This window comes from Frankia sp. Allo2 (assembly GCF_000733325.1).
GTDB classification, from domain to species: domain Bacteria; phylum Actinomycetota; class Actinomycetes; order Frankiales; family Frankiaceae; genus Frankia; species Frankia casuarinae.
In genome coordinates this window covers 262,265-280,830 of sequence record NZ_JPHT01000002.1, presented here as the reverse complement: position 1 = coordinate 280,830, position 18,566 = coordinate 262,265, and the positions used below count along the sequence as shown (strand labels likewise).

General features: G+C 70.9%; 10 protein-coding genes and 1 pseudogene. 4 read left to right on the top strand and 7 right to left on the bottom strand.

Annotated features, from left to right (window positions below; all coding sequences use genetic code 11):
• The 4 genes from ALLO2_RS26170 to ALLO2_RS03545 all read right to left on the bottom strand — a co-directional run.
• The coding region (locus ALLO2_RS26170; protein ID WP_084588337.1) for a hypothetical protein at positions 1–621 on the bottom strand (621 nt) is incomplete at its 3' end.
• Positions 622–806: 185 nt separating this feature from the next.
• The gene (sucD, locus tag ALLO2_RS03555; protein WP_011435105.1) at positions 807–1,679 is read right to left on the bottom strand and encodes a succinate--CoA ligase subunit alpha; all 873 of its coding nucleotides are present in this window, start codon (positions 1,677–1,679) and stop codon (positions 807–809) included.
• Positions 1,680–1,704: 25 nt separating this feature from the next.
• Positions 1,705–2,871, bottom strand: a complete 1,167-nt coding sequence (gene sucC / locus ALLO2_RS03550; RefSeq protein WP_011435104.1) for an ADP-forming succinate--CoA ligase subunit beta — start codon at positions 2,869–2,871, stop codon at positions 1,705–1,707.
• 419 nt (positions 2,872–3,290) lie between these two features.
• On the bottom strand, positions 3,291–4,922 hold the full coding sequence (locus tag ALLO2_RS03545; RefSeq protein WP_035729623.1) for a serine/threonine-protein kinase: 1,632 nt from the start codon (positions 4,920–4,922) through the stop codon (positions 3,291–3,293).
• 236 nt (positions 4,923–5,158) lie between these two features.
• On the opposite strand from ALLO2_RS03545, the gene ALLO2_RS03540 reads away from it, so the two are divergent.
• Together ALLO2_RS03540 and ALLO2_RS27755 are read left to right on the top strand one after the other, a co-directional pair.
• A complete protein-coding gene (locus tag ALLO2_RS03540) occupies positions 5,159–6,823 on the top strand; it encodes a carboxyl transferase domain-containing protein (protein ID WP_051874817.1) in 1,665 nt (554 codons plus the stop codon).
• A gap of 162 nt (positions 6,824–6,985) precedes the next feature.
• A pseudogene (locus ALLO2_RS27755) lies at positions 6,986–7,552 on the top strand (esterase/lipase family protein); the annotation flags it as partial.
• Positions 7,553–7,840: 288 nt separating this feature from the next.
• On the opposite strand, the gene pcrA reads toward ALLO2_RS27755, so the two are convergent.
• The 3 genes from pcrA to guaA all read right to left on the bottom strand — a co-directional run bounded on the left by pcrA (position 7,841) and on the right by guaA (position 13,664).
• Positions 7,841–10,357: a DNA helicase PcrA gene (gene pcrA, locus ALLO2_RS03530; RefSeq protein WP_035729619.1), complete on the bottom strand. Its 2,517-nt coding sequence runs from the start codon at positions 10,355–10,357 to the stop codon at positions 7,841–7,843.
• Between the two features lie 351 nt (positions 10,358–10,708).
• Entirely contained in the window at positions 10,709–11,863 is a 1,155-nt protein-coding gene (locus ALLO2_RS03525) for a threonine/serine dehydratase (RefSeq protein WP_035729616.1), read from the bottom strand.
• Positions 11,864–12,095: 232 nt separating this feature from the next.
• Entirely contained in the window at positions 12,096–13,664 is a 1,569-nt protein-coding gene (guaA, locus tag ALLO2_RS03520; protein WP_198030939.1) for a glutamine-hydrolyzing GMP synthase, read from the bottom strand.
• 599 nt (positions 13,665–14,263) lie between these two features.
• On the opposite strand from guaA, the gene ALLO2_RS03515 reads away from it, so the two are divergent.
• Complete coding sequence (locus tag ALLO2_RS03515; protein WP_232234854.1) at positions 14,264–18,130, top strand: sensor histidine kinase; 3,867 nt, start codon at positions 14,264–14,266, stop codon at positions 18,128–18,130.
• Positions 18,127–18,549, top strand: coding sequence for a roadblock/LC7 domain-containing protein (locus tag ALLO2_RS03510; RefSeq protein WP_084588336.1), 423 nt, complete (start codon positions 18,127–18,129; stop codon positions 18,547–18,549). The genes ALLO2_RS03515 and ALLO2_RS03510 overlap by 4 nt, the downstream gene beginning before the upstream one ends.
• The last annotated feature ends 17 nt before the right edge of the window (positions 18,550–18,566 follow it).

Genomic DNA, 18,566 nt, shown 5'->3' with positions numbered 1-18,566 from the left:
CCCGCCAGCGGGCGGCCCATAGCCCGGCGGCGGCCCGTACCCCGTGGGCGGCTGACCGTAACCGGGCGTGGGCTGCTGGCCGTAGGGCTGGCCGTAAGGCGGCTGACCACCATACGGAGGCCAGGCGCCCGGCTGACCGGGCCCGGTGGGACGGGCACCTGGCCGGCCGGGAATGGGCGCTCCGCTCGCCAGCGCCGTGAGCACCCCGAAGACGGTCTGCACGATCGTCAGCAGCAAGGCGAGGTAGAACCCGAAACTCGGCCCGGCATCCACTCCGCTCGGCACGTCGGGGAACCGAATCCATCTGATCAACAGCAGGAGGACGGCGAACGCCGAGACGGCCGGCAGTATCCACAGGATCGAGACCGGACCAACGTCCGGGATGCGGACGTTGGCGGCGACGCGCGCCGTCACCAGACCGGCGACCACGACCACCAGGAATACCGGGAACCAGGAGTTGAACCCGAGCCCCCAGGCGTTCTTGTGAGCCTCCGCCGAGCGGCCGAAAAATCCCAGGCTCACCGAATACCACGGCAGGAAGCTCACGATGAACGTGACCGCCCCGGAGGCGATCNCCCCGATGTCGTTGGTGGCGACGCTACGACCGCCGATTTGTGCCACGACGGCAACCCCACTTCGTCTGGTCGGTCGGTGCGGGGACGAGAGTCGTCGATGCACCGATGCAGGAGTCTTGCAGCCGTCGGAAGCGAAGGGAAGACGTCCGTCCCGAAGCCCCGCGGCCGAGACCCCTACCTGNCCCGGTGCCGAGCCCCCGCGTCCCGCGGGGGCTCGGCATCAGGATAGGCCTACAACGACCGCATGATGTCAGCCATCAGCCGGGCGGTCTCCGACGGGGTCTTGCCAACCCGGACGCCGGCCTTCTCCAAGGCTTCCTTCTTGGCCTGCGCGGTACCGGACGAACCGGACACGATGGCGCCCGCGTGGCCCATCGTCTTGCCCTCCGGCGCGGTGAAGCCGGCCACGTAGCCGACGACCGGCTTGGTCACGTTCTCCTCGATGTGCGCCGCGGCCCGCTCCTCGGCGTCACCGCCGATCTCACCGATCATCACGATCGCGTCGGTGTTCGGATCGGCCTGGAAGGCGTCGAGCGCATCGATGTGCGTGGTGCCGATGACCGGGTCGCCACCGATGCCGACACAGGTGGAGAAGCCGAACTCCCGCAGCTCGTACATCATCTGGTAGGTCAGCGTGCCGCTCTTGCTGACCAGGCCGATGCGCCCGCCGGGGGTGATGTCGGCCGGGATGATGCCGGCATTGGACAGACCGGGGCTCGCGATACCCGGGCAGTTCGGCCCGATGATCCGCGTCGTCGCCTTGGACCGGGAGTAGGCGAAGAACTCGGTCGTGTCGTGGATCGGCACGCCCTCGGTGATGACCACCGCGAGTGGGATCGCCGCGTCGATCGCCTCGATCGCCGCGTCCTTGGTGAACGCAGGCGGAACGAAGATCACCGAGACGTTGGCGCCGGTCTGCGCCATCGCGTCGGCGACGGAGCCGAACACCGGCACGCCCTCGACCTGCTGGCCCACCTTGCGCGCGTTCACGCCGGCGACGACGTTCGTGCCCGCGGCGAGCATGCGGCGGGTGTGCTTGCTGCCCTCCGAGCCGGTGATGCCCTGCACCACCACCCGGCTGTTCTCGTCAAGCCAGATAGCCATCGGTTCGCAATCCCCTTCGCCCAGGTCAGGCCGCGGCCGCGGCGAGCTCGGCGGCGAGCTTCGCCGCGCCGTCCATCGTGTCGACCGGCTTGACCACCGGCAGGTTCGCCTCGGCCAGGATGCGGCGGCCCTCCTCGGCGTTGTTGCCGTCGAGGCGCACCACCAGCGGGGTGCTGACGTCGCCGACGATCTTCAGGGCCTGCACGATGCCGTTGGCCACCGCGTCGCAGGAGGTGATGCCACCGAAGATGTTGACGAAGACGCTCTTGACCGCCGGGTCACCAAGGATGATCGACAGACCGTTCGCCATGACCTCGGCGGACGCACCGCCGCCGATGTCGAGGAAGTTCGCCGGGCGCTTGCCGCCGAATTCCTCCCCGGCGTAGGTCACCACGTCGAGGGTGGACATGACCAGGCCGGCACCGTTTCCGATGATCCCGACCTCGCCCTCGAGCTTGACGTAGTTGAGGCCCTTCTCCTTGGCCTTCTGCTCCAGCGGGTCCACCGCGGCCACGTCGACGAACGCCTCGTGCTCCGGGTGGCGGAAGTCGGCGTTGTCGTCCAGGCTGACCTTGCCGTCGAGGGCGACGACCCGGCCGTCACCGGTGAGGATCAGCGGGTTGACCTCGACGAGGGTGGCGTCCGACTTGACGAACACGGTCCAGAGCTTGGCCAGCAGCTCGCTCGCGCCGTCCAGAGCCGCCTCGGGCAGCTTCGCCGCGACCGCGATCTCGCGAGCCTTGGCCGCGTCGACTCCCTTGAGCGGGTCGATCGCAATCCGGGCCAGCGCCTCCGGCTTGGTCGCCGCCACCTCCTCGATCTCCATGCCGCCCTCTCGGGAGGCCATGGCGAGGAAGGTGCGGTTCGCCCGGTCCAGCAGGAAGGATGCGTAGTACTCCTCGGCGATGTTGCTGGCTTCCTCGACGAGCACCGAGTGGACCGTGTGGCCCTTGATGTCCATGCCGAGGATCGCTGTCGCCTTCGCGAAGGCGTCATCCGGCCCGTCGGCTACCTTGACGCCACCGGCCTTGCCCCGGCCTCCGGTCTTGACCTGCGCCTTGACGACGACCCTGCCACCGAGCTCGGTGGCGATCGCGCGGGCCTCCTCGGGGGTGGTCGCGGTCTTCCCGGTGGGCACCGGTACGCCATGTTCGGCGAACAGCTTCTTCGCCTGGTATTCGAAAAGATCCACGGTCCGTCCAGTCGGATGCGGTCGTTACGGGTTGGGATACGTAGAGCTGCACAGAACGCCTGCGAGCCTACTGACGAGGGCGTTACGGCGCGCGCCACGCGCCGTGCACCACCGCCGTCGCTGGCGGCCCGCGGGTGGGATCGAACGGGCCGGTCCGGCGCATCCTTCGACCCGCTCCGGGGACCCGGCAGGGTCGTCGATACAGGACAGATACAGGACAAATGAGGTGGACACCTGTCGCACCGAGGGTGGCTTCCGCCTCGCCGCTCTCAGAGCGCGGGTCCGCCGGGAGCCGCTGAGCGTGACCGCCGGGATCTGCCCTAGGCCGTCCCGTGTCTGACGTCACGAAAGTTGAGACCCTCATTATGCCGGAAATCACATGGAAGAAACACCGATCGTGGCCGGCCCCTCCGGACCAGTTAGACGAATTTCAGGATAACGACGATCAAGATCATCGTTAGTCCGATCCCGAGCCAACCCAGGCCGATGCCGAAGGCCGCCACTGTGGCGCCACGCTCATCCCTGTGGCGGATCCGAACCCGCGCGACCAGGCCGACCACGACAGCCGCGGCACTCCCAATCCCGAAGATCCAGAGTACCGCCAGGAGAACCGACAGCATCGCGGCGCTGTTCCAGTGCCGGCGCCGCGACGCCTCGGCCCGCCTGGCGTCGGTCCACCGCCCGACCCGCGGCGCAGCCGGTCGACCCGCTGGCGGGAAGGCCGATGGATCCGGAGGACGCGCCGGCGGAGTCGGGTCGCTGGAGCGATAGGTCACCTCCGACCGTCCCGGATCGGACGCCACGTCCGCGGCGGTCGTGCCCCGACGCCCCGCGGGCGCCTGATCCGCCCACCCCCCCGGGGAAACCGCTCCCGACGATGGTGGCGGGGCGACCGCTGGCGGGGCGACCGCTGGCGGGGCGACCGGTCGCAGCGGAGCCGCGGGGGGTAATGGCACGGCGGGCCGAAAGGCCGATGCGGGTGGCGGCGGTCCGACCGGCCACAGGCCGGGTGCCGGGCCTGGTCCCTGCACATCCGGCGCCCAGCCGCCGGCCGAGCCGGCCGCCCCCGGCGCGGGCCGGGCCGGAACTCGCCCCGCGCCGGGGACACGCGGACCGGAACGATTCGGCGACGGGGAGGAGACCGGCGCGGGGAACGGGGCGGGCACGCCGAACGCCGGAGACGATCCGGTCCAGGTCCGCTCCAGGACGTCACCGGCGGCGGCATCGGCCTCGGTGACCCCACGCACCTCCCGGCCTACCAGCGCGGCCAGCAGCGAGGCGGCGTCCGGCCGCTCCCGCGGGGCCTTGGACAGCGCCCTCGCGACCTGGTTGAGCAGGTACCCGGGGAGCGCGTAGAGATCGGGAGAGTCCCGCTGCACCCGGACGGCAAGCAGGTCCGGCGTCTCGGCATGGAAGGGATGTCGCCCCGTCGCCGCGTACGTCACGCAGCTCGCCCAGGCAAAGACGTCCGCTGAGGCGTCCGACGGCTCGCCGCGCATCTGTTCCGGTGACATCCAGGCCAACGTGCCGATCACATGACCGGTGCGGGTCAGCGTGGCGCTGTCGGTCAGGTGCGCGATCCCAAAGTCGATCACCTTGGGTCCGTCCCAGGCCAGCAGGATGTTGGACGGTTTGAGATCACGATGGANGACGCCGGCGGCGTGGATGGCGACCAGCGCGTCGGCGAGGCCGACGGCAAGACCCCGGACGAGGTGGTCCTCCAGCCGACCGCGGGCCCGGACGGCCTCGGCCAGGCTGGTCCCCTCGACGTACTCGGTGACCATCCACGGCGCCGCGGCCTCGGTGTCGGCGTCGAGCACGGCGGCCACCGCCGTGCCTCGCACGCGCAGCGCCGCCCGCACCTCACGTTCGAAGCGGCTGCGGAACTCCTCGTCCTCGGCGAGATCCTCGGCTGCGACCTTCACGGCGACGGGACGCCGATCCGGGGCGAAACCGAGATACACGGTCCCCATCCCGCCGGCACCGATCCGGTTCTGCAGGCGGTACGGGCCGATCTGGCGAGGATCCTCCTCCATCAGCGGTGTGAGCATCGCTTCCCTCGCTGCTCCCCTCGCCGCACCGGTGTAGCGGGTTCGATCCGGGTTGCCACCCGCCGGGGGGCTGTGGATGAAAGACTATGTCCCGGCCGCCATCGGGCCGAGGGCACGAAGCGTCCCAGGCGTGCGGGCCTGCGAGCACCCGCTGGCGGGGAGCGCCCGTCCGTGTTCCACGACACCGCGGCCGCGACGACGGACATCCGGTCGGCCCCGGGCGCGAAGATGCGGACGTGGACAACGACACCCGGCCGGGCCAGAAGACGACCGCCGACTGGCGTGCCGCCCTGCTCGCAGGCATCNCCCTGCGGCCCGCCACTGCCGCGGCCGTCAACCGACTGGGCTGGCCCGACTACGACGCTCGACCGGCCCTGCGCTGGGGCGAAGGCGCGGTGGCCGGCATCCCTGCCGTGGTCGCGGTCTGGGATTTCACGGTTTACGGGGGAAGCTTTGGCGAGCGGGACGCACGTGGGTTCGCCGAAGCCGCCACCGCGGCCGCGGCCAGCCGCCGTCCCCTGGTGTCGTTCCTGCGCAGCGGCGGCACCCGCCTGCAGGAAGGGGTCGCCGGACTCGTCGGGCTGCCCCGGGCCGCACTGGCGCTCGCCGCACTGGACGCGGCGGGGGTCGGTCACATCGCCGTCGCGGACCAGCCCACCACCGGTGGTGTCTGGGTGACGATCGGCTCCCGCGCGGACCTTCGGTGCGCGGTGCGCGGGGCGACGGTTGGCTTCGCCGGGCCTCGGGTGGTCGCGGCGGCCACCGGTGCCGCCCCGCCCCCGGGCAGCTACACCGCGGACTCGGCGTACGCCGCAGGGCTGGTTGACGCGGCGCCGGCGCCCGGTGCCATCCAGGTGTGGCTGCGGCGGGCCCTGACCGGCCTGGCGGATCCACCCGATCGGGAGAGCCGGGCCGGTCCAGGTACCCGGACCGGCCCGGGTGGCCAAACCACTCCGGGCAGATCGGGCGACCAGGCAGACAGAGGCGACCAGGCAGACGGATCGGACGGCGGCCCGTCACGAGCCGGCGACGGGACCACCCTCCCCGTCCCGCCCGACGATCCGGACACCCGAACCGGGTCCGACGGACCTGCGCCGGGAGCTGAACATGCCGCCGCGCGCTCCGGGTGGGCGCAGGTGCGGGCGGCCAGGGATGGCATCCGCCCGGACGGCATCGAGGTGCTGCGGACGCTGCTTCCCGACGGCGTCGACCTGGTCGGGCCGGATCCCCGGGTCGTGGCCGGTGTGGGGGTGCTCCTGGGCGACATCGCAGGGCCTGCGGGGGCTACGGGGCCTGCGGGGGCTACGGGGCCTGCGGGGCGGGGAGGGCCGATGCGTGCGGTGGTCGTGGCTGTCGGGGCCCGTCGCGGCGACGCCCCGGGGCCGGCCGGGTACCGGTTGTTGGTCCGCGCCGCCCGGCTCGCGGGGAAGCTGGGGATCGGTCTCGTGACCCTGGTCGACACGCCCGGCGCGGCGAACGACGCGGACGCCGAGGCCGCGGGCATCGCGGCGGCGATCGGGGATGCGATGGCCGCGGTATTGGCCTGCCCCTCGCCGACGCTGTCGATCGTGTTGGGTGAGGGCGGCTCTGGCGGGGCTCTCGCCGCGGCGGTCACCGACGTCGTCGCCATGACCCCGGACAGTTACTTCACCGCGCTCTCCCCGGAGGGCACCGCCGTCACGCTTCGGATACCGGTCGAGCGGGCCGCAAACGTCTGCGGGCTACGGCCGACCGACCTGAACGCGCTGGGATTCGCCGATCGGCTCCTGTCCGCCACCACCGCAGCCGAGACGGCGCGCGACGCCGCATCGCTGCTCGCATCCCTGAGCCGGGGGGACCAGGACGATCGGCTGCGCCGACGGCAGGCTCGATGGTCGACAGGGCTACCTAACAGTCTGTAGCATCTTTCTCCGGTCTTTACTTGGCCACCGGGATATCTGCCGACCTGGGGGGCGAGCACCACGGCTGGCGGCACGGATGGTACGGCGAGGGAAGGCGAGCGGGCCATCGGCGAGTGGATACTGCCATCGTTGTCCGCGGCCACGGCCCGCCTGAGGCGGGCCGTGGCCGCGGACAACATCGCCGCTCCAGGGCGGTCGGTCCTCACCGGCCTGCGCACGACCCCGGTGAACGCCCGCGGGCTCGCCGTGGAAGCGGCCTGGATCGCCACCCACCTCGCCCTCTACCCGGCGAGTGCGCTGCGCCGGCAGCGCCCGCGCGAGCACGAGCCCTACTCGCTGAGCGCGCTCTCCCCGCTGCACCGCAGCCTGCTGGTCAACGCTCCCGACGCGGCAGGCACCCCGATCCTGCTGATCCACGGCCTGATCGACAACCGGTCCGTGTTCACCCGGTTGGGCCGGTCGCTACGCCGCCGCGGTTTCCGCCGGGTGCGCACGGTGGAGCTGCCGCTGCTCGTGCCGACGGTGCAGGAAGCGGCGCTCCGACTCGCCGCGTCCGTGCACGCCGCGATGACGGACAGCGGCAGGCAGCGCGTGCACATCGTCGCCCATTCACTCGGCGGGCTGGTGGCCCGCTACTACGTGCAGCAACTCGGGGGCGATCAGTACGTGGACACGCTGATCACTCTCGCGACGCCTCATTCCGGCACCCGTCTCGCCGGGCTCGTCCCCCGGTCGGTGCCGTACCGGCTCGTCACCCAGCTACGGCCGGGATCGGCGCTCCTACTCGAGCTCGCCGCACCCGCCCCCGGCTGCCGGACCCGGTTCGTCGCGATCGGCGCCGGGCTGGACAGCGTGGTGCGGCCCGCCGAGGCGGCGCTCGACCATCCCGATCTCGACATCGAAAATTACACCGTGCCGGGCCTCGGGCATCATTCCCTGGCGTTCAGCGGCAAGGTTGCCCACCTGGTCGCGAGCTGCCTCGCCGGGGCGGCGGACCGGCCGGGACTCTCGGGACCGTCAGAGCTTCTCGACGGGGGCGTACCGCAGGAGCAGGCGCTTCGTGCNGGTGTTCTCGCCNAAATCGATGGTCNCCNCCGCGGAGTCNCCGNCCCCGCCGGTGGCGACGACAACTCCGAGACCGAAACTGTCATGCGTCACCCGGTCGCCCTGACGCAACTCCAGGACGGCCCGAGCGGCCGGCCGCGCGCGACCCGAGAACGGCGAGTTCGGTAGCGGTTTACGCGCCGCCGGGGCGCCGGCGGCGCCCCGGCCGGTCGCGCCCGACCCAAACCCGCCAGACGAGCCCCAGGACGTCCCCGCGGGCGCTGGCGGGGGATCGGCCAGCCGGCGCCAGTCAACCAGCGTGTCCGGCACCTCGCCGAGGAAGCGCGACGGCGGGTTGTAGGCCGGTTGGCCCCAGGCGCTGCGCATCACCGCGCGGGTCAGGTAGAGCCGGATCCGGGCCCGGGTGACACCCACATAGGCGAGCCGACGCTCCTCCTCGAGCTGGGTGGGATCTCCCAGGGTCCGCAGGTGCGGGAAGACGCCGTCCTCGAGACCGGTAAGGAAGACGACGGGGAACTCGAGGCCCTTGGCGCTGTGCAGCGTCATGAGAGTGACCACACCATCGGAACCGTCGTCGGTCGGAACCTGGTCCGCGTCGGCGACGAGCGAGACCTGCTCGAGGAACTCCGCAAGCGTACCCTCGGGCAGCCGCCGGGCGAACTCCTGGACCACTCCGACCAGTTCCTGCAGGTTCTCCACCCGGCCCTGGGACTCGACGGTGTCCTCGGCGAGGAGTTCCGACAGGTAGCCGGTGCGTTCAAGCACCCCCTCGACCACGGCCACCGGGTTGTCGGCCGCTACGGCGCGTAGCTCGGCGAGCAGCGCGGTGAACTCGCGCACCGCCTTCGCCGAGCGCGCGGCGATCCCCGGCACCTCGTCGACACGCTCCAGTGCCTGCGCGAACCCGATCCGCTCGACATCAGCGAAGCCCGCCAGGGCCGCCTCGGCCCGCTCGCCGATCCCGCGCCGGGGCACGTTCAGGATGCGACGCAGGTTCACCGTGTNGCTAGGATTGGCGAGGACCCGCAGGTNGGCAAGGAGATCACGGATCTCCTTGCGCTCGTAGAACCGCACCCCGCCGACCACCCGGTAGGGCAGCCCGACCCGGACGAAGATCTCCTCGAACACCCGGCTCTGGGCGTTGGTCCGGTAGAACACCGCGACGTCGGCGGGCCGCGCGAGCTTCGCGTCCGAGAGCCGGTCGACCTCCTCGGCGACAAAGGCCGCCTCGTCGTGCTCGTTGTCGGCGGCGAATCCGACGATCTTCTCACCGTCACCGGCGTCCGACCACAGTCGCTTGGCCTTGCGCTGGTTGTTACGCGCGATCATCGCGTTCGCGGCGGAGAGGATGGTCTGGGTGGAGCGGTAGTTCTGTTCCAGCAGGATCACTGCGGCGTTCGGGAAATCCTCCTCGAACTCCACGATGTTGCGGATGTTCGCCCCACGGAAGGCGTAGATCGACTGGTCCGCGTCGCCAACCACGCACAGCTCCGCCGGTGGGACGGCGCCCGAGGCCCAGGTACCCGGCCCGGCTGCCGGCTCGGCCGGCTCCACCGGCGCGGACCCGCCACCGAAGTACGCCGGTTGGCCGACGAGTTCACGCACCAGGACGTACTGCGCGTGGTTCGTGTCCTGGTACTCGTCCACGAGCACATGTCGGAATCGGCGCCGGTAGTGCTCGGCGACGTCGGGGAACGACTGGAGGAGGTTCACCGTCATCATGATCAGATCGTCGAAATCAAGGGCGTTGGCCTGAGCCAGCCGCTGCTGATAAGCGGCGTAGACCTCGGCGACGGTCCGCTCGAGGTGGTTCGTGGCCCGGTCCCGTGCGGCCTCCCAGTCGATCAGTTCGTTCTTCAGGTTGCTGATCTGCGCCGCCAGACCTCGGGCGGGATGCCGTTTGGGATCAAGATCAAGGTCACGGGTGACCAGAGTGATCAAACGCTGCGCGTCGGCGGCGTCGTAGATGGAGAAGGTCGAGCCGAACCCGAGACGCTTCGCCTCGGACCTCAGGATGCGCACGCAGGCCGAGTGGAAGGTGCTCACCCACATCGCCCGCGCCCGGGGACCGACCAGCGCCGAGACCCGTTCGCGCATCTCGTTGGCAGCCTTGTTGGTGAACGTGATCGCCAGCATCTCCCCCGGCCGGACCCCCCGGGCCGCCAGCAGGTACGCGATACGGTGGGTCAGCACCCGCGTCTTGCCGGACCCCGCGCCCGCGACGACGAGCAGGGGTGCCCCGATGTGCACCACCGCCGCCCGCTGCTGCAGGTTGAGCCCGTCGAGCAGGCCCTCGGCATCCAGGCGTGGCGAGGAGAAGCCACCGGGCTCGTCCCCGCCCACCGGCGGCGCCAGCACCGCCGGGCCGAACAGGTCGTAGGGCACGTGCGCACCGCCGTGGACATCCGTCCCGACCGACCCGGCGATGCCGGATCCGCCGCNGTGGGAATCGCCGAAAAAGCCGCTCATGGGACTCCGATCGTACGTTCGACGTCGGGCAGGTCGGACCGCGGCATGCCCGGATCGCACCCAACGGCCCGGTCCGCGGTGTGGTCCGCGAGATGCACCGACGGCCCCACCCGGCCGCGGTCCTCGCGCGTCCATGCCACCGCATGACCATCACACGTCCACGCCCAGTGGTCGTCGACCCGCGTGCTGACCAGCCTATTGTCCGTCGTTCCCGCCCCGCCCCGCGCGCGAGGGCGGGTCGTCGATGGCCGTGGTCCGCGTCAACGCCCGGCCCACCGGCGGTCAGGCGGCCCCGCGGCCAAGCGGCCACGCCACGTGGCCACGCGGCCACGTAGTCGCGTAGTCGCGTAGTCACGCGGTACTCGACGCGCTCGGCGGGATGGCCGCGAGCGCCTTCACCCTGCTGGCCACCCCCGGGTCGATGTTGCCACCCGACAGGATTGCCACCGTCGGGCCCTGCGCGAGATCACTTCGACGCAACAAGGCCGCGACCCCCGCGGCGCCGGCCGGTTCCACCTGGTGGCCGGCCCGGTGCAGCAACACCATCGCCTCCCAGAACGCCGCCTCATCGACCGTGACGATCTCGTCCACCAGGCGTGCGGCAAGGGCGAAGGTCAGGNCCCCCGGAGCNTTCACCGCCATACCGTCGGCGATCGTGGTCGACGCCGGGACCACCCGTGACGAACGTGGCGCCGTCGGCTGTTCGGACGTCCGGCTGCCCGGAATCGTCCCGACTCCCCGCAGTGTTCCGGCACCGGGCGTCGTTCCGGCACCGGGCGTCGCAGCCCCACCGGGGGGCACCGTGAGCCGCCGGCCAGCCCGCAGCGACGCGGCAAACGCCGACGACAGCACGGACTGCACTCCGACCACTCGCGCATCGGGGCGCCGGGACCGCACCGCCGCGGCCAGCCCGCCGATCAGCCCTCCGCCGCCCACCCCGACCAGAACGGTGCCGAGATCGGGCACCTGATCGAGCAACTCCAAGCCGATCGTGCCCTGCCCGGCCACTACCGTCGGGTCATCGAACGGGTGGACCAGCAGCCGGTCTCCCCGGGCGGCGAAGGTGGCGGCCGCAGCGAGCGCCGCTTCCACCCCCCCGGGTATCTTCTCGACCCGGGCGCCCCACCGGCGCGTCCGCGCCACTTTGACCGGATTGGCCCCTACCGGCACGAAGATGGTCGCCTCGACGCCGAAGGCCGCGGCCGCGAAGGCCACTCCCTGGGCGTGGTTACCGGCACTGGCCGCCACCACCCCCCGGGCCCGCGTCGCCGGATCCGCGGTGGCCACCCGGTGGTAGGCGCCCCGAAGCTTGAACGAACCGGTGTGCTGCTCGTGCTCACACTTGAGCCAGACGGGCGCACCGACCGCCGCCGACAGGCCGAGATCCCGCACGACCCTGGTCCGTCGTGCCACCCCGGCAAGGACGCGGGCCGCGGCGCGGATGTCCGACGCCCAGAGTTCGGCNTCCGGGGCTACCGATCGGTCGTCTGCGGCTGCTGCGGTCATGGAGCATCTCCCGGCGGCTGAGCGGCCACCTCACCATGACCGCGGCAATAAAAAAGCCCCCCGCCAGGACAAGGCGGAAGGGCGAGGCGCGGACCCGATGATCGGTCGCGCGCCTAGGTAATGGCCATCTCGTGCGGGGTCACATCATCCAGGGTGCTCCGGTCCCGCCCAGACGTCAAACGTGCCCGTCGGCGGGGGTCGTCCGACGGGCACGCGCTCCGATCCGGGATCGTCACTCCCACTCGATCGTGCCGGGAGGCTTGGAGGTGATGTCGTACACCACCCGGTTAACCTGCGGCACCTCGTTGACCACCCGGTTCGAGATGCGTTCCAGCAGGCCGTAGGGCAGCCGGGCCCAGTCGGCGGTCATCGCGTCCTCGCTGGTGACCGCGCGCAGGACGATCGGGAAGCCGTACGTACGCTCGTCACCCTGGACGCCCACCGACCGCACGTCGGCGAGCAGCACCGCGAAGACCTGCCAGATCTCGCGGTCCAGGCCGGCCTTGCGAATCTCCTCCCGGATCACCGCGTCGGCCGCCCGCACCACGTCGAGCCGCTCGGGCGTGACCTCGCCGATGATGCGGACGGCGAGGCCCGGGCCCGGGAACGGCTGGCGCCAGACGATCTCCTCGGGCAGCCCCAGCTCCTCGCCGAGCCGACGGACCTCGTCCTTGAACAGGGTCCGAAGCGGCTCGACCAGATCGAACCGCAGGTCCTCGGGCAGTCCACCGACGTTGTGATGCGACTTGATCTTCGCGGCCGTCGGCGAGCCGGATTCGATCACGTCGGGATACAATGTCCCCTGCACGAGAAAGTCGATCGTCGCGCCCTCCGCCTCCGCCCGGACCTCCAGTTCGCGGGCGGACTCCTCGAAAACCCGGATGAACTCACGACCGATGATCTTCCTCTTCCGCTCCGGGTCGGTCACTCCGGACAGCGCGGCGGAGAACCGGTCGGCCGCCTTGACATGGACCAGATCCACGCCGGTAGTCGCGACGAAATCGCGTTCGACCTGTTCCGCCTCGCCGGCCCGCAGCAAACCATGATCGACGAAGACGCAGGTGAGCGCGTCTCCCACCGCCCGGTGCACGAGCGCGGCAGCGACCGCGGAGTCCACCCCGCCGGACAGACCGCAGATCAACCGTCCGGTCCCGACCTGGGCCCGGACGGCCGCGACAGCCTCGTCGACAATGTTGATCATCGTCCAGGTGGGCCGGCAGCCCGCACCCACGAGCAGGAAGTGCCGCAGCACGTCCATGCCTCGCTCGCTGTGGACCACCTCCGGGTGGAACTGCACGCCATAGAGACGACGCGCGGGGTCCTCGAAGGCGGCGACCGGGGCCGACGGCGTGGAAGCCGTTACCCGGAAGCCGGGCGGCGCGGCGGTCACCGAGTCGCCGTGCGACATCCAGACCTGCTGGACAACGGGCAGACCGTCGAAGAGAACCCCGGGATCCGACACCGACAGACGAGTTGCTCCGTACTCGGCGGTTCCCGTGCGCGCGACGGCGCCGTCAAGCGCCTNAGCCATGACCTGATGGCCATAGCAGATACCGAGAATAGGCACTCCGGTAGCGAACAACGCAGGATCGACCCGGGGCGCGCCAGGCGAGTAGACGGACTTCGGGCCGCCAGAAAGGATCAGTGCGGACGGACGCCGGGCGAGGATCTCGTCCACCGACATATCCCACGGGACGATCTCCGAATACACATGACATTCGCGTATGCGCCGGGCGATCAGTTGGGCATACTGAGCACCGAAATCGATCACCAGCACGGTGTCATAGCCCGCAGGCCCCACCGCGGACGGGCCGCTGGGGCCGTCCGCCGGGGACCGCGGAACATCCCGAACCGCGCCGGTATCCGTCGGCTCCGCACCACGGCCAGCACTGCTACGCTGCAACTCGCTCACCCCGCAAGCCTACGGACACGGCGACCCCACCGGTCCGTCCAGGCGCCCAACCATCTCCCACGGCCTTCACCGGAACAGACGAAGCGCACCGGGCACCGCCGCGAAGGCGGTAAGGGCTCATGTAGGAGATGTCTAGGATGCCGAGTTTGCGCCTTCAGCCCGGTTCACTCACCCCGACAAGCGCTTCGATCATCAGTGACGCCCGATGTCGGGCTTCCCCGGCGGTTACGGTAGTGGTGACTCCGCGCGCAGTAGCGACAACTGACGTGCGGCCACCAAGGCGCTTACGGTAGGCGCCTTTCGGATGCCGACTTCGTACCGCTATGGTGCCTGACAAGGGACATCCGGGCCCGATACCGAGCCATCCTGGTACGACCTGTTCCGGGAGGCTGGCGGAGAGGTTGCGAAGGTACGTGCGCAGACAACCGATGGCCAGCAGCACGGGCATCGCCGCAGACTCGGAGCCGACAGTGGCGCCGGGTTCGCCCGTGGACGCCGAAGACGGCGGGCAGCGCGATGGTCGATCCGCCGCGCCACCGAACCCAGCCGGGTCGGGACTGGCGCGCCTTCGTCGCGCCGCCGCCAACCCCACCAACTGGCGGGTACGCACCAAGCTGATCGCGATTCTGGCCGTGCCTGTCATCGCGATCCTCGCCTACTCGTCCATCGAGGCGGGTACGGTGCTGACGAGCACGCGGGACGTCAACCGGGTGTCCGATCTGACCGAGATCAGCCGCTCCGCGGCCGGGCTGGTCCACGCCCTGCAGGCCGAGCGCACCTACAGCACCGGATTCGTCGCCAGCGGTCCCGTCGGCGCCCGGGACGGGAGCACGATTCCAACCCGCCGGGCGGCGGTCGATGAAGCCTACAGGGCGTACAAGTCAGCTGCGAACGAGCGGCGAGGGTCCTTCGGCAGCGAGGTACGCCGCGCTCTCGACGACGTCAGCAGCCGGATGGACACGCTGCCCGCCAAGCGGCAGACGATCGAAAGGCTGATCGACAGGAAGGCGGTCGAGACCGCCTTTCAGCCGATCATTGACTCACTGGTCAACCTGATCCGGCTGATCCCACAGGGAAATGACGACCAGGAGCTCAACGCCGGGGTCAACACGGCCTACTTCCTGATGTCCGGGACGGAACTTCTCGCCGAGGAGCAGACACTCATCCACGGCCTGTTTACCCGCAACGGGAACCAGGTCTTCACGGCAGACGACTATCGCGAGTTCCTGTCGGCCGAGACCCAGCGGGGCCGCCAGCGCAACGATCTCGAGAACGCCGCTCTACCGAACCAGCTCGCGGTCTACGAACCGACGATCGACACCGAGACCAACGGGGACATCCGCAACACCCAGAATTACGTCGAAGAAATTCTGAACGCGCCCATCGGTCAGCCGCTGACCGCGCTGGAAGCCGAGAAATGGGACCAGGCGACCCAGCGAACCATCGACACCGGCACGGAAGCCGTTGACAAGCTCCTGGGCCTCGTCGACGCCCGCGCGGGCACCCTGCGGGGCAACATCCAGCGCCACGCGCTGCTGTCCGGTCTGCTGATCCTGCTCATCCTGGCCCTCGCCCTGCTCGCCGCACTGATCGTCGCGCGATCGCTGGTCCGCCCCCTGCTGGCGCTGCGGACTGCCGCGCTGGACGTCGCCGACCATCGGCTTCCCGAGGCCGTCCGTCGGTTGCGCGATTCCACCGAGCTGGACATCGACGACTCGATCGAACCGGTCGGTATCGACACCGACGAGGAGGTCGGCGAAGTCGCGCGGGCTTTCGACGAGGTTCACCGGGAGGCGATCCGGCTGGCCTCCGAACAGGCGTCGCTGCGGAACAACGTCAACGCGATGTTCGTGAACCTCTCCCGGCGCAGTCAGGGACTGGTCGAACGGCAGCTGCGTCTCATCGACGAGCTGGAGAACCGCGAGCAGGATCCGGACCAGTTGTCCAACCTGTTCAAGCTGGATCACCTCGCCACTCGTATGCGGCGGAACAACGAAAGCCTGCTCGTCCTCGCCGGCACGGACACCGCTCGGCGCTGGACACACCCCGTCCCACTGAACGAGGTCGTACTGGCGGCCATCTCCGAGGTGGAGCAGTACACCCGCGTCAAGCAGACCTCGGCCGCCGCGGTGTCCATCGCCGGCAACGGTGTCAGCGACGTCGTCCATCTGGTCGCCGAGCTCCTCGAGAACGCCACCTCGTACTCGCCGCCGGCCACCAGCGTCCTCGTCACCAGCCGCTCGCTCGGTCCGGGGGCCGGGGCGATGATCGAGATCGAGGACCAGGGCATCGGCATGCCGGCCAAGGAACTCGAACGGGTCAACGACCGACTGGCGAACCCGCCGGTGGTCGACGTGTCGGTGTCACGGACCATGGGCCTGTTCGCGGTCGGTCGGCTGGCCAGCCGCCACGGCATTCACGTCCAGCTGCGTGAGTCCGCCTCCGGAGGTATCACCGCTGTCGTCCGGCTGCCTGCCAAGCTGGTGACCGGAGACGGCGGGGCCGGCACGGGACCGGCCCGGCCCGCCGCGCCGGCGTTGGGAACCCGCGTCGGCGACTCGCCGGCCATCCCCGGTTCCCCGACCGGACCGCGTGCCCCGCAGCGGCCGGAACGCACCGGCTCGGGAACTCCCGAACCGGTGGACGGCAGGGTCGCGTCGACGAACGGCACCGGGGCCAACGGGCACCGGACCGCGAGTGAATCCGACGGACCAGAAAGCCTCTTCGACGACTCCAGCGGGCCCCGGCGGTTCCCCAGCACCGGGCCGTTCCCTCTCACCGGGCCGCTGGCCGCCGCTCAGCTCGGATCCGACCGGACGGGTTCGCCGCCCACCGCGGATGATCGCGACTTCGGGCCGGACGACTTCGCTCCCGGCCTCGACGGCGGCACCGAGCGCGACAGCGAGACGGATGGCATCAGCGCCGCTCCGCCGACCCTGCCGCACGATCTACTCGGGCGGGGAGGAAACGACGAGGACCACCCGGTCCCGGGAGCCCGGGAGCGGCCCGGCTCCAGTGGGCAGGACGATCCCCGTGACCCACGGCAGCTCGACGACCGGGGGCTCGACCTCGATGCCCTTCGCGGCCGCGGCCGCACCGCTCCCGGTGGCCGGCTCGAACCGCCCCCCGACGTCGTACCGGACACCCAGACCATCGACCGGCGCGGATTCGGACGACGGGACGATCCGGTCACGGACGAGACGAGACCGGTGTCGTTCGGGGACAACCGCTGGGGGACCAAACCACGTTCCGGCGGCGCCACCGGGCCCGGTCGGACCGGGCAGCCCGACACCACCCCGACACCGCCCGGCCCGACACCGCCCGGCCCGACACCGCCCGGCCCGACACCGCCCGGCCCGACACCGCCCGGCCCGACACCGCCCGGCCCGACACCGCCCGGCCCGACACCGCCCGGCCAGAGCCGGCCCGATGCCGGTGAGCGGCCCCGGTCGGCCGAGGAGCCGCCCCCCGGGGCCGGCAGCGTGTTCGCCCGCTCCGAGAACCGGCCCGTTCCGCAGGAACGATCGGAGTCCACGGAGTCCACGGAGTCCACCGGTCCCCGCGACCGGCTGGCGTCGGCGCTCGCGTCCCGGCGGTTGCGCGACACCGGGACGACAGAGGCGGTCTCCGGCGAGGACACCGGCGAACAGACCACGGCAGACCGGGACACCGACGACATCGAGACGTCGCCGATCTTCGACTCCGTGTCGGCGTGGTTCCAGCGACGTTCTCCGTCCGATCGGGCGCCCGCCCAGCATTCGACGGCGGCCGCGGCGGCCCGCCCCACCGGGCCGGGNGCCGGNGGGGCGGCGCCACCGCCCCGTTCCCCGGTCCGTCCGGGGCTCGGTGGGGCCTTCGGGCAACGCGGCCCCGCCCGCTCCGGAGTCGATCCGCTCACGGCTACCCGGACACCGGCACGGGAGGAGCCCGCGACGGACGCGCCGTCAGCGGCTCCGCCCGTCCCGGCCTTCGCGGCCCAGCATCAGACGGCCCCACACCATCAACCAGCAGGGCAATACCAGCCAGCACAGCACCAGGCAACGCCCCAGCAGCCCCCGTCCCGGGAGAACTGGACATCTCCCGGGGACGCCGGCTGGCAGGCGGCCGAGTTGTTGCGTCAGCCGAGCACAGGCGGCGTGACGCGGTCGGGCCTACCGGTGCGAGTTCCCATGACCCATCTCGTGCCCGGCAGCGCCGAACCCGCGCCCCGCCGGCGTCCCACCGACACCTCGGCCAGATCTCCTGAGGCTGTAGGAGGCCGGCTTGCCAGCTTCTACCAGGGCGTACGGCAGGGACGTGATGTCGGAGTCGACACCGCGAGGAATCCTCGACGTGACGCGCAGGAGGAACGGTGACACCCGTGAGTTCTGAAGCCCAGAACCTCAATTGGTTGATCAACAATTTTGTCGATCGCGTCCCGGGTGTCGCCCACACCGTTGTGGTGTCCGCAGACGGCCTGCTACTCGCCGTCTCCGACGGTTTCCCCCGGGATCGCGCCGACCAGCTCGCCGCGGTGGCCTCGGGACTGGTGAGCCTGACCCAGGGCGCCGCCCGCGTCTTCGAGGCGGGCGGCGTCACCCAGACGGNCGTGGNGATGGAGCACGGCTTTCTCTTCATCATGGCAATCAGTGACGGCGCGAGCATGGCAGTGCTCGCGGCACCGTCCTGCGACATCGGTCTGGTCGGCTATGAGATGGCACTGCTGGTCAGCCGGGCGAAGGACGTCCTGACCCCGGCGTTGCGCGCCGAACTGCAGGGAACCCTTCCGCGGTGACCGGACGGCAACACAGG

Excerpts from the sequence above, each read along its gene's own strand:
- sucD (WP_011435105.1), bottom strand. The coding sequence starts at position 1,679 with ATGGCTATCTGGCTTGACGAGAACAGCCGGGTGGTGGTGCAGGGCATC.